This window comes from Cohnella suwonensis (assembly GCF_042655365.1).
GTDB lineage: Bacteria > Bacillota > Bacilli > Paenibacillales > Paenibacillaceae > Cohnella > Cohnella suwonensis.
Window position 1 is genome coordinate 78,917 of sequence record NZ_JBHSMH010000072.1, and the last position, 12,526, is coordinate 91,442.

4 protein-coding genes and 1 pseudogene are annotated in these 12,526 nt (G+C 58.7%); all 5 read left to right on the plus strand.

The annotated features are described in order from the left end of the window. Positions 1 to 408: 408 nt before the first annotated feature. The gene (locus tag ACFPPD_RS18785; RefSeq protein WP_209749232.1) at positions 409 to 1,413 is read left to right on the plus strand and encodes a C40 family peptidase; all 1,005 of its coding nucleotides are present in this window, start codon (positions 409 to 411) and stop codon (positions 1,411 to 1,413) included. Positions 1,414 to 1,642: 229 nt separating this feature from the next. Then, positions 1,643 to 3,510, plus strand: a pseudogene (locus tag ACFPPD_RS18790) (cellulase family glycosylhydrolase). Between the two features lie 281 nt (positions 3,511 to 3,791). Then, positions 3,792 to 7,031, plus strand: coding sequence for a glycoside hydrolase family 9 protein (locus ACFPPD_RS18795; protein ID WP_209749241.1), 3,240 nt, complete (start codon positions 3,792 to 3,794; stop codon positions 7,029 to 7,031). 22 nt (positions 7,032 to 7,053) lie between these two features. Continuing rightward, positions 7,054 to 10,386, plus strand: a complete 3,333-nt coding sequence (locus ACFPPD_RS18800) for an endo-1,4-beta-xylanase (RefSeq protein ID WP_209749233.1) — start codon at positions 7,054 to 7,056, stop codon at positions 10,384 to 10,386. A 99-nt stretch (positions 10,387 to 10,485) separates the two neighbouring features. Continuing rightward, on the plus strand, positions 10,486 to 12,526 hold a 2,041-nt coding region (locus ACFPPD_RS18805), incomplete at its 3' end, for a glycoside hydrolase family 44 protein (RefSeq protein WP_378082866.1).

The following is a 12,526-nucleotide window of genomic DNA, read 5'->3' on the forward strand; positions in this document are numbered from 1 at the left end:
CTCGATCATGGCATCGTAATGGAAATCTCCATTTAATTCCGGGATTTTAAGTAGAGTCGAGAAAAAATGAGCCATTTAACTGTAGATATCCATCACGGCGAGCCTTATCGCCATTTTTCCGTTGAAATAACAGTACTATTCCATTACGCCCCGACGTCTCGATAGACGACTACTTTGAATACCCGGTAATCCCCTCACGCTCCAGCTGGTAATTTCAACCTACTCCATACCCGCTTGCCTCCGATCCCCTTGATTGGCGCGGTTTGCAAGACATATGTCCTAGGACTTCCTTGGCTCATCATGCCTATAGAGGAAACGAACGGCGTGATCGGTGACTCATGGAAGCGTCTCCTAGTCGAAATATAATAGACAAGTAGGGACATTTTACATCCCGGGAGGAACCGACACATGTGGAGAAAAGGAATCCAGTTGCTGCTCGCCGCTACATTGTTCGTCTCCGCGATGCCGGCCGTCGCTTCGGCAGCGATCAAGGTAGAGACCGCGCAGATCGTGGCGTCCGTCAGCTTCAGAACGGGTCCTAGTACGACGAATGCGGTCACGCGTTATTTGAAAGCCGGAGAAGAAGTCGTCGTGCTGGAACGCACGAACGCGAGCTGGCTGAGGGTGCAGGACGTATTCGGTAAGATCGGATACATATCTTCCAGCGATAAATACGTGGATTACAGTCCGCAGGCGCAGGGACCAACCGGGGCGAACGCCATCGTCGTGTCGTCGGTGTCGTTCCGTCAAGCTCCTTCAACGGACGGCGCCTTCATTCGATATTTGAAAAAGGACGAGCCGATCGCCATCACGGGCGTCGTCAACAATTATTGGTATGCGATCAAGGATAGCGCCGGCGCGACGGGTTACGTCAGCAGCCAGGCGCAATACGTCAAAGTAACGGGCTCGTTGCCTCAGACGTCCGCGCCTTCTACCGGAGGTCAAACGGGAGGCCAGACGGGCCAGACCGCGAGCCAGAAGATCGAGTCGGTCATCGCCGCGGGACAGAAGTACCTAGGCACGCCGTACGAATTCGGCTCGGACCGCAACACGACGAAGACGTTCGATTGCTCCGACTTCGTCCGCCAAGCCTTCAAGGACGCGCTCGGCGTCACGCTTCCGGCGGCTTCGGCTTCCCAAGGCGACTACGTTCGGGGCAAGAACGCCGTCACGACGGATTGGCACGCGTTGAAACGAGGCGACCTGATGTTCTTCATGAATTATAAAGGAACGAAAGCGTCCCTGTACGACGGTAAACGTCCGTTCGTAGAAAATATCTCCCACGTCGGCATTTATCTGGGCAACGGGCAAGTTCTGCATACGTACTCCGTCGCTTCCGGCGGCGTCCGCGTCGACAGCATCTCGGGCAAGCATTGGGAGTACCGGTTCTTGTTCGGCGGCAGCGCACTGTAATACGAATAAGTGTATGATCGAATCCGCTTTCGGGGCGTTATGCTTCGGAATCGGATTTTTTCTTCTAGAAAACGATTTCGAATAGGATACAAATAGGCAACAACGAGGTTACATGGCGCACATTCTTCCTATTCATTCCGTTCTATAATGAGATTGCAAATGAATTCCAAAAAGAAACGGAGATGGGAATATGTCGATAGCGATGCATAAGCGAGGGGGAATGATGGTCATGATCGCCGCGTTGGCGTGCTCTTTGCTGTTGTCGGTCGGCATCGGCAAAAGTCACGCGGCGCCGACGGGTTACTATCACACGTCCGGCAATCGCATCGTGGATTCCGAAGGGAATCCGGCCGTGTTTAACGGATTGAACTGGTTCGGCTTCGAAACGGCCAATTATTCGCCGCACGGCTTATGGCAGTATTCGTTGGATAGTTTTATGGATAAAATCAAGGATCATGGCTACAACCTGATCCGGCTGCCGTTCAGCACGCAAATGTTCGATCCGGGCGTCATGCCCAACAGTATCAACACGTACACCAATCCGGATTTGATCGGGCTAACGCCGATTCAACTGATGGACAGGGTGATACAGGAGGCGGGCGAGCGGGGGATTAAAATTTTTCTGGATCGCCATCGGCCGGACTCGGGGGGCCAATCGGAGCTTTGGTACACGGCGCAATACTCCGAACAGCGCTGGATCAATGACTGGGTCATGTTGGCGCAGCGTTATGCGAACAATCCGACGGTCATCGGAGCGGACCTTCATAACGAACCCCACGGCACGGCGACTTGGGGAAGCGGAAGCATGACCACCGATTGGAGATTGGCGGCGGAACGTGCCGGCAACGCCATTCTTGCCGCTAACCCGAACTGGCTGATCATCGTCGAAGGCATCCAATCGAACGTTCAAGGCGAAACGGGTTCGTACTGGTGGGGAGGCAACCTGAAAGGCGTCAGGAACAATCCGGTTCGGTTGAACGTGGCCAATCGCGTCGTCTATTCTCCGCATGATTACGGTCCGGGAGTGGCTTCGCAAACCTGGTTCTCCGATCCGGCATTTCCGAACAATATGCCGGCATTGTGGGATTCCTATTGGGGATACATCAGCAAAGAAAATATCGCGCCGATTCTCGTCGGGGAATTCGGAGGCAGAAGCGTCGACTCGTCGAGCTCCGAGGGCAAATGGCAAAACAAACTGGTCGATTATATGAAGGACAACGATTTGTACTGGACGTACTGGTGCCTCAACCCGAACAGCGGCGATACCGGAGGGCTGTTGCTGGACGATTGGCTCACTTGGAATGCGCCGAAGCAAACGATGCTTGACCGCATCATGAAACCGTTGACCGGCGGACCGACGGTACCTGCGGCACCGGCAGGCTTGACGGCGACGGCGGGCAACGCGCAAGCGGCGCTAAGCTGGACGGCATCGGGCGGCGCAACGAGCTACACGGTGAAACGCGCCGCGACGAGCGGCGGACCGTACGCGAACGTGGCGACCGGCTTGACGGCGACGAGTTACACGAATACGGGATTGACGAACGGAACGACCTACTATTATGTCGTCAGCGCATCCAACGCCGCGGGCGAAAGCGTCAACTCCTCGCAAGCGAGCGCGACGCCGAGTTCCGGCGGCGGAGGCGGAACGAACACTCTCGTCGCCCAGTATAAGCTGAATAACGCCAACGCGACCGACAACATGATCAACGCGATTTTTAATATCAAGAATACGGGAACGACGGCGGTCAGCTTAAGCAATGTGAAGCTGCGTTACTATTTTACGAAGGATGGCACCGCGGCTTTGAACTTCTACGCAGACTATGCGCAAGTCGGAACCGCCAACGTCGGCGGTACGTTCGTCGGCGCGACGGGCGCCGGTACGGACACTTACCTGGAACTTTCGTTCAACGCCGCGGCCGGTCGATCGCAGCGGGCGGACAAAGCGGAGATATACAAATTCGCGTCGCGAAAGCCGACTGGTCGAACTTTAACGAAGTCGGCGATTACTCCTTCGACGGAACGAAAACGGCTTTCGCCGACTGGAACAAAGTGACGCTCTATCAAGGCGGCACGTTCGTATGGGGGACGGCGCCTTAAGTGAACGGCAATTTCGGCATGACTTCAACCGTTTTCCGGCCTATGCCGGGAAACGGTTTTTTATGTATGAAAATCCTTATATTTTAAACGGTCACATCAGCGCTATAAACAAGTCACATCGCGCACATTTTCCAATGAGGAACGGTTTTATAATGAAAATGTAACAGAAAACCTTTTCGTAAAGGAGGTTGCCTAAGCTTTTTCGAAGAGACGAAGAGCTTGAAATCAACCCAAATGAACAAGGAGGGAAGTTGGTGAGGGGAAAAGGGTTTCAAAAAACGATGGTTTATACGGTCATTGCGGCGATTTGCGGCAGTCTGCTGCTAAGCGGAGGTCTCGGGTCGGTTCCGCGGGCGAATGCATCGGCAAGCTCTTATAACTATGCGGAAGCGTTGCAAAAGTCGATCTATTTCTACGAAGCGCAGCGTTCGGGCGATCTGCCCGCGAACAACCGCGTCGAATGGCGCGGCGATTCCGGCATGACCGACGGAGCGGACGTCGGCAAGGACTTGACGGGCGGCTGGTACGATGCCGGCGACCATGTCAAATTCGGGCTGCCTATGGCTTATTCCGCGGCGATGCTGGCCTGGTCCGTTTACGAGTATAAGGACGCATACGTCCAATCCGGGCAACTCGATAAAACGCTGGAAAATATCAAGTGGGCGACGGATTACTTTATCAAAGCGCATACGGCGCCGAACGAGCTGTACGTGCAGGTCGGCCAAGGCTCGGCCGATCACGCCTGGTGGGGACCGGCGGAAGTGATGCAGATGAACAGGCCTTCGTACAAAATTTCGGCATCGTGTCCCGGTTCCGACGCGGCGGGCGAGACGGCGGCCGCCCTTGCGGTGGCGTCTATCGTGTTTCAGCAGTCGAATCCTTCCTATTCGGCCACGCTGCTGACGCATGCCGAGCAGCTTTACTCGTTCGCGGATACGTATCGCGGCAAGTATAGCGATTGCGTAACGGACGCCCAAGCCTACTATAATTCGTGGTCGGGCTATCAGGACGAACTGTCCTGGGGAGCCGCGTGGCTCTATTTGGCGACGAACAACGCGACGTATTTGACGAAAGCGATCGCCGCTTCGAACAACTGGGGCAAGGAAGGGCAGTCGACGAACTGGGGCTACAAATGGACGCAATCTTGGGACGACGTGCATTACGGCGCCCAACTGCTGCTGGCCCGGATTACGAACGATTCCGCATTCATCGCTTCGACGGAACGCAACCTCGATTACTGGACGACCGGGGTATCCGGGACGGGAGAAAAAATCACCTACACGCCCGGAGGTCTTGCCTGGCTTGATACGTGGGGGTCGCTGCGGTATGCGATGAACGCTTCTTTCCTCGCGTTCGTGTATTCCGACTGGGTGACGGACGCCGCCAAGAAAAACAAATACAAAAATTTCGCGGTCAGTCAAGCGCTGTACGCGCTCGGCGACAACCCATCCAACAGCAGCTATGTCATCGGCTTCGGCACGAATCCGCCGCAGCATCCGCACCACCGTACGTCCCACGGTTCGTGGGCCGATAGCCAGTCGGTTCCGGCCAACCACCGGCACGTACTGTACGGGGCGCTCGTCGGAGGACCGAACAGCAGCGATGCTTATACGGATTCCATCTCCGATTATACCGCCAACGAAGTCGCAACCGACTATAATGCCGGATTCACGGGCGTGCTCGCGAAGATGAAACTGCTCTACGGCGCGGGGCAAGCGCCGCTGGCGAGCTTCCCGCCGCAGGAGACGAAGGAAGACGAGATGTTCGTGGAAGCTTCCTTCAACAGCACCGGACCGACGTATACGGAGATCAAGGCGCTCATTAACAACCGCTCCGGCTGGCCGGCGCGCATGGGCGATAAGCTGAGCTTCAATTATTACATGGATTTGTCGGAAGTGTTCAACGCAGGTTACGGTTTGAGCAATCTTACGGTGTCGACGAATTACAACCAAGGCGCGACGGTATCCGGCCTTCTGCCGTACGATGAGGCCAACAACATTTATTACGTGAAGGTCGACTTTACCGGTACGAAGATTTATCCGGGCGGGCAGCCGCACTACAAGAAGGAAGTGCAATTCCGGATCGCGGCGCCGTCCGGGACGACGTTCTGGAATCCGAACAACGACTTCTCCGCTCAGGGGCTCGTCAGCAGCAGCACGGCAGCCAAAACCGTGTACATTCCCCTGTTCGACAACGGCGTCAAAGTGTTCGGTAACGAACCGGGTCCCGTCGTTCCGACCGTTCCCGCTGCCCCGACGGGCGTGACCGCAACGGCGGGCAACGCGCAAGTCGCGCTTAGCTGGACGGCATCGGGCGGCGCTACGAGCTATACGGTGAAGCGCGCGACGACGAGCGGCGGTCCGTATACGAACGCGGCGACCGAGGTGATGGCGACGAGCTATACGAATACGGGTCTGACGAACGGCACGACGTACTACTACGTCGTCAGCGCGGTAAACAGCGTGGGCGAAAGCTCGAACTCGACGCAAACGAGCGCGACGCCGGCGGCGCCGCAGCCTCCGGTTGCGCCGACGGGTTTGACGGCGACGGCGGGCAACGCGCAGGCCGTCTTGAACTGGACCGCTTCGAGCGGCGCGGTTAGCTATAACGTGAAGCGGGCGACGGTAAACGGCGGGCCTTACACGACAGTCGCGACGGGCGTGACGGCGACGAGCTACGCGAACGCGGGTCTGACGAACGGTACGACGTACTACTATGTCGTCAGCGCGGTGAACGCGGCGGGCGAAAGCGCGAACTCGGCGGAGGCGAGCGCGACGCCGCAATTGGCCATTCCGGCCGCGCCGACGGGTTTGACGGCGGCGGCGGGCAACGCGCAGGTCGCCCTGGGCTGGACCGCTTCGAGCGGCGCGGTCAGCTATAACGTGAAGCGGGCAACGGTAAACGGAGGGCCGTACACGACGATTTCCACGGGCGTGACGGCGACGAGCTTCGCCGATACGGGGTTGACGAACGGCACGACGTACTATTACGTCGTCAGCGCGGCGAACGCGGCGGGCGAAAGCGCGAATTCGACTCAAGCGAGCGCGACGCCGACCTCCGTCACCGCCACTCTCGCGGCGCAGTTCAAAACGACCAACGGCAACGCGACCGACAACCAGATTTACGCCTCCTTCAACATTAAGAACACGGGTACTTCCGCCGTCAATTTGAGCAACGTGAAGCTGCGCTATTTCTTCACGAAAGACGGCGCGGCGAATCTCAACTTCTGGTGCGACTGGGCACAAGTCGGCACTTCGGCCGTCAGCGGCGCGTTCGCGACGATCAGCCCGGCGGCCGCCGGGGCGGATACGTATCTGGAAATCTCGTTCGGCTCGGCGGCCGGTTCGCTAGCGGCGGGCGGCCAATCCGGCGATATTCAGATTCGCGTCGCCAAGTCCGACTGGTCGAACTTCAACGAGGCGAACGACTATTCGTTCGACGGAACGAAGACGTCATTCGCCGATTGGAACAAGGTGACGGTATACGTAAGCGGTGCGCTGGCTTGGGGGATCGAACCATGATTATCGATGGAGGAGGAGGCGCATGAAGCATTCGTCGCGATTCGCGAGAGCGGTAACGGTGATCATGCTGTTCATCCTGGCTGGCTCAGCCTTCTTGATTCCGCCTGTCCGCGCGGCAAACACCCTGTTGCTGCAAACCGACTTTGAAGACGGAACCGCCCAAGGATGGGTTGGACGGGGCGCCGCGGAAACGCTGGCGGCCGCTCCGGAAGCGGCGCGAAGCGGCACGTACGGTTTGAAGGTGACCGGCCGCGCGCAAAGCTGGCATGGCCCGACGCTGGATGTGACGGCGAATATGACGCCGGGCCAAACGTATTTGTTCTCCGGCTGGATTAAGCTTCCTGCAGGTACGCCCAATACGACCGTCTATATGACCATGCAGCGAACGATGCCGGATAAGGTTTACTACGAGCAGCTTTACTACGACACGGCGGCTTCCGATCGCTGGGTGGAATTGAAGGCGGAGTATACGTTGCGCGAAGCCGCCGATCAATTGTCCATATACTTCGAGGCGCCTAGCAATGCGACGACAGGGTTTTATCTGGACGATTTCCGCATGGAGCGGCTGCCGGACGTCGGCCCGATCGTGATCGAGGAGGGCATTCCGTCGCTGAAAGACGTTTTTGCAAACGATTTCAAGATCGGAACCGCCTTCAGCAACAGCGAACTCGCGACCGAAGTGGACCGGAAACTGATGATAAAGCACTTCGGCAGCGTGACGCCGGGCAACGTCCTGAAGTGGGACAGCACGGAGCCCCAGGAAGGCGTCTTCCAGTTTATTGAATCCGATAAGGCCGTGCAGTTCGCTGTGGACAACGGTCAGGAAATCCGGGGCCATACGCTGATCTGGCACCAGCAAACGCCGGATTGGGTATTCCGGGACGCGAGCGGGAATCTGGTTTCCAAAGCGGTGCTGTACCAGCGCATGGAAAATCATATCAAAACGGTGATCGGCCGTTACAAGAATTCCGTTCATACCTGGGACGTGGCCAACGAGGTCATCGACGCGTCGCAGTCAGACGGTCTGCGCCGCAGCTTGTGGTATCAAATCGCCGGGGAGGAATACATCGAGAAGGCGTTCCAGTTCGCCCGCGAAGCAGATCCTTCCGCTAAGCTGTTCATCAACGATTACAACACGCACGAGTCGGGCAAAAGCCAGGCGCTGTACAATCTGATCGGCCGGCTGAAGGCCAAGGGCGTTCCGATTGACGGCGTCGGGCATCAAATGCACATCAAAATTTCGTGGCCGTCTATGCAGGAAATCGAGACTTCCATCGTCAAGTTCGCCGATCTCGGGATCGATTCGCACATTACCGAGCTGGACATGGACATTTACGACAATTCTTCCCAGAGCTACGATACGTTCCCGAGTCAATTGGCGCAGGCGCAAGCTTCAAGATACAAGCAGCTGTTCGATATTTTCCGGAATCATAAAAATCTGATTTCCAGCGTCACGTTCTGGGGCAAGGATGACGGAAACACCTGGCTGCGCTCCTTCCCCGTCATCCGCAAAAACTGGCCGCTGTTGTTCGACGAGCGCCTGCAATCGAAACCGGCTTATTGGGCGGTCGTCGACATTCCGCAAATTCCGGCGGCTCCGGCCAGCCTGACGGCGACGGCGGACAACGGGCTGGTCGACTTGAGCTGGACGGCATCGAGCGGCGCGGCGAGCTACAATGTCAAACGGGCGGCGACAAGCGGAGGCCCGTATACGACGATCGCCGCCGGCGTGACGGCGACGAGCTACGCGGACGCGGGACTGACGAACGGCACGACGTATTACTACGCGGTGAGCGCGGCGAACAGCTCGGGCGAGAGCGTGAACTCGCCTGAAGCGAGCGCGACGCCCACCAGCTCTCCGACAGGAAATCTGAAAGTGGAGTACCGAGTCGGCGACGCAAGCGCGACAGACAGCCAGATAAAGCCGCTGCTTCGCATTATCAATACGGGTACGACGGCCGTACCGCTCAGCCAGTTGAAAATCCGCTACTATTACACGAAAGGTTCGACGCAGTCCGAGACGTACAATTGCGATTACGCGGTTGCGGGGTGCGGCAACTTGACGGCGGCGTTCGGGACGGTTGCACCGGCGGCCGCCGGGGCGGACACGTACGTGGAGATCGGTTTCGCGTCCGGCGCGGGCTCGGTTTCGGCTGGAGGCAACAGCGGAGATATTCAAAGCCGCATCAACCTCGCCAACTGGAGCAGCTACAACGAAGCGGATGACTATTCCTACAAAGGCACGCAGACGAGCTACGCGCCCAGCGCCGCCGTTACGCTGTACCGCAACGGCACGCTCGTATGGGGAACGGAACCGGGCGGAAGCACGACTCCGACCGCTCCTGCCGCGCCGGCCGGGTTGACGGCGACGGCGGGGAACGCGCAAGTCGCCTTGAGTTGGACGGCGTCGAGCGGGGCGGCGAGCTACAACGTGAAGCGGGCGGCTGCGAACGGCGGACCGTACACGACGGTTGCCGCGGGAGTCGAGGCGACGAGCTACGCGGACGCGGGGCTGACGAACGGCACGACGTACGACTACGTCGTCAGCGCGGTTAACGGCGCGGGCGAAAGCGCGAACTCCGCGCAAGCGAGCGCGAAACCAAGCGCGCCGACGGTTCCGGCCGCGCCGACGGGGCTGACCGCGACGGCGGGGAACGCGCAAGTCGCGCTTAGCTGGACGGTATCGAGCGGCGCGACGAGCTACACCGTGAAGCGCGCGCCGACGAGCGGCGGACCGTTCGCGAACGTGGCGACCGGGGTGACGGCAACGAGCTATACGAATACGGGTCTGACGAACGGCACGACGTACTTCTATGTCGTCAGCGCGGCGAATAGCGCGGGCGAGAGCGCGAACTCGGCGCAAGTCAGCGCGACGCCAAGCGGAGGCGGAGGTGGCACAGACACTCTTGTCGCGCAATACAAGCTGAACAATGCCAACGCGTCCGACAACATGATCAACGCGACGTTTAACATCAAGAACACCGGCACGACCGCCGTCAATTTGAGCAACGTGAAGCTGCGCTACTACTTCACGAAAGACGGCGCGGCGGGTCTCAATTTCTGGTGCGACTATGCGCAGATTGGCACGTCTGCCGTGAGCGGCGCGTTCGCGGCGATCAGCCCGGCGGCAACCGGCGCGGACACGTATTTGGAAATCTCGTTAGGTTCGGCGGCGGGCTCGATCGCTGCAGGCGGACAGACCGGAGACATTCAAGTCCGCGTCGCCAAATCCGACTGGACGAACTTCAACGAAGCGAACGACTACTCGTACGACGGCACGAAGACGGCTTACGCCGACTGGAACAAAATCGCGCTGTACGAAAACGGTGCCATCGCGTGGGGAGTAACGCCGTAACCTTTTCCGAACGTATGCAAAACAGACCCGAACCGGGAGGCGCTGCGGTTCGAACGCCGAAGCCCTCTCGCCATCATTTTACTGAAGGGAGTTGTAATGATGAGAAAAACGAAATGGTTCGCGGTCGTCGTCAGCGCGGCCATGATGCTTCCCGCAATCGTTCCTTGGGCGCAGACCGCGCATGCGGCGGATATCAACGTATCCATCACGGTCGATCCGACGGCGGAGAGAGCGAATATTAGTCCGTACATCTACGGGACGAACCAGGATTTTCCGAATACCGCCGATTATGCGGCGCGCCGCTTGGGCGGCAATCGGTTGACCGGCTACAACTGGGAGAATAACGCTTCGAACGCGGGCAGCGACTGGCAGCATTCCAGCGACGACTATCTTTGCAGCTCTAGCGTCAGCGGCTGTACGGTGCCGGGCGCTGCGGTATCCAACTTTCACGACACGTCCGTCGCGAACGGAAGCTACTCTCTCGTCACGCTCCAGATGGCCGGTTACGTCGCCGCGGACAAGAACGGAGCCGTATCGGAAAGCGAGACGGCGCCTTCGTCCAGATGGCGCCAAGCCCCGTACGCGAAAGGAAGCCCCTTCTCCTTGACGCCGGATACGAGCGACGGCAGCGTCTACATGGATGAAGAAGTGAACTTTCTCGTGAACAAGTACGGCTCCGCGGCGACTTCCACGGGAATCCGGGGCTATTCGCTCGATAACGAGCCCGCGTTGTGGGCTACGACGCATCCGCGCATCCACCCCGCCAAGGTGGGCGCCCAAGAGCTGGTAGACAGATCGGTCGCGCTATCGAAAGCGGTCAAAGCCGTCGATCCCGCCGCTGAAATTTTCGGGCCCGCGCTTTACGGCTTCTACGCCTATTACGGGCTGCAGGAAGCGCCCGACTGGCCGACGGTGAAAGGGAATTACGACTGGTATATCGATTACTACCTAGATAAGATGAAGCAGGCTTCCGCGACGGAGGGGAAACGGCTGCTCGACACGCTGGACGTCCACTGGTATCCCGAAGCGCAAGGAGGCGGACAGCGCATCGTGTTCGGCGGGACCGGCAGCGTCGACACGCAAAAGGCGCGCGTGCAGGCGCCCCGCACGCTGTGGGACCCGACGTATCTCGAGAACAGTTGGATCGCATCGTCCTTTCCCGGCTTTCTCCCGATTATCCCGAGACTCAAATCGTCGATAGACGCTTATTATCCCGGCACCAAATTGGCGATCACCGAGTACAGCTACGGCGGAGAAGGGGACATCTCGGGCGGCATCGCCCAGGCGGACGCGCTCGGCGCTTTCGGCAAGTATGGGTTGTACTTTGCTTCGTTCTGGAAGCTGGAAACCAACTCCGATTACGTCAATTCGGCGTTTAAGCTGTTCCGCAACTACGACGGCAACGGCTCGAAATTCGGAGACGTTCACGTCAAAGCCGATACCTCGGACGTCGCCAATAGCTCCGTATACGCGTCGGTCAAGGACGATACCAACTCGGAGCTCCATCTGATCGTAGTGAACAAAAGCTTCGACAGTCCGCTGAACGCGAACATTCAAATCGCCGGCGGCACGTCGTACACTTCCGGCGCCGTATACGGTTTCGACGGCACAAGCACGGCTTTGAATCAAGCAGGCACCATCTCTTCCATCAGCGGCAATCAGTTCACGTATTCGGTTCCGCCATTGACCGCTTATCATATCGTGCTCCAAGCGGGGAACCCGACGCCGCCTTCGGCGCCGACGGGTCTGACGGCGACGGCAGGCAACGCGCAAGCTTCGCTAAGCTGGTCGGCATCCGCTGGCGCGACGAGCTATAACGTCAAGCGCGCGACGACGAGCGGCGGCCCGTACACGACGGTAGCGACCGGAGTTACGGCGACGGGTTACGCGGACACGGGCCTCTCGAACGGCACGACGTACTATTACGTCGTCAGCGCCGCGAACGCGGTCGGCGAAAGCGCGAATTCCTCGCAGGTTAGCGCAACGCCGTCCGTACCGACGATTCCTCCGGCACCGACCGGTCTTACGGCTACGGCGGGCAATGCGCAGGTTGCGCTTAGCTGGACGGCTTCCGCAGGTGCGACGAGCTATACGGTGAAGCGCGCAACGACGAGCGGTGGACCGTATACGAACGTGGCAA

Excerpts from the sequence above, each read along its gene's own strand:
- ACFPPD_RS18785 (WP_209749232.1), top strand. The coding sequence starts at position 409 with ATGTGGAGAAAAGGAATCCAGTTGCTGCTCGCCGCTACATTGTTCGTC.
- ACFPPD_RS18800 (WP_209749233.1), top strand. The coding sequence starts at position 7,054 with ATGAAGCATTCGTCGCGATTCGCGAGAGCGGTAACGGTGATCATGCTG.
- ACFPPD_RS18795 (WP_209749241.1), top strand. The coding sequence starts at position 3,792 with ATGGTTTATACGGTCATTGCGGCGATTTGCGGCAGTCTGCTGCTAAGC.